Source organism: Virgibacillus carmonensis (assembly GCF_057836705.1).
The window spans coordinates 1-567 of sequence record NZ_JBYQFJ010000315.1; the positions used below are offsets into that span (position 1 = coordinate 1).

1 protein-coding gene is annotated in these 567 nt (G+C 34.9%); it reads right to left on the bottom strand.

The window, feature by feature from the left end; all coding sequences use genetic code 11:
* A partial coding sequence (locus AC3G7N_RS22060; RefSeq protein ID WP_489424258.1) for an aminotransferase class I/II-fold pyridoxal phosphate-dependent enzyme occupies positions 1–567 on the bottom strand: 567 nt, incomplete at both ends.

Genomic DNA, 567 nt, shown 5'->3' on the forward strand with positions numbered 1-567 from the left:
TCCAATAATGCTGTAACCCATTCATCAACATGTTCAAAACCATTATTTTTAACAGCTTGTTCCACATTTGGAAAAAGATAAAATGCCCCTTTCGGCTTTTCACAGGTAACTCCTGGAATATCCACGATTAAATCATATAGTGTATCTAACCGCTCTTTAAAGGTTTTCTTCATTTCAGTAATTGGATCCTCCGGTGAATCATATGCAGCTAGTGCAGCAAATTGGGCAATAGAGGTAGGATTTGACGTTGAATGGGAAGCCATGTTGGTCATTGCCTTAATTATCTCTTTATCACCAGCAGCATATCCAATACGCCATCCCGTCATAGCATGTGATTTGGATACACCGTTAATTACAATTGTTTGTTTTTTTAACTGATTTGATAATTGAGCTACCGAGGTGTGCTTATCATTTGTATAAATCAGTTTTTCATATATTTCGTCGGAAACAATTAAAATATTGTGTTTTAGACAAACTTCTGCTAATGCTTTTAATTCTTCTTTATCATAAACCATACCGGTTGGGTTACTTGGAGAATTAATAATAATTGCCTTTGTTTTATCCGTT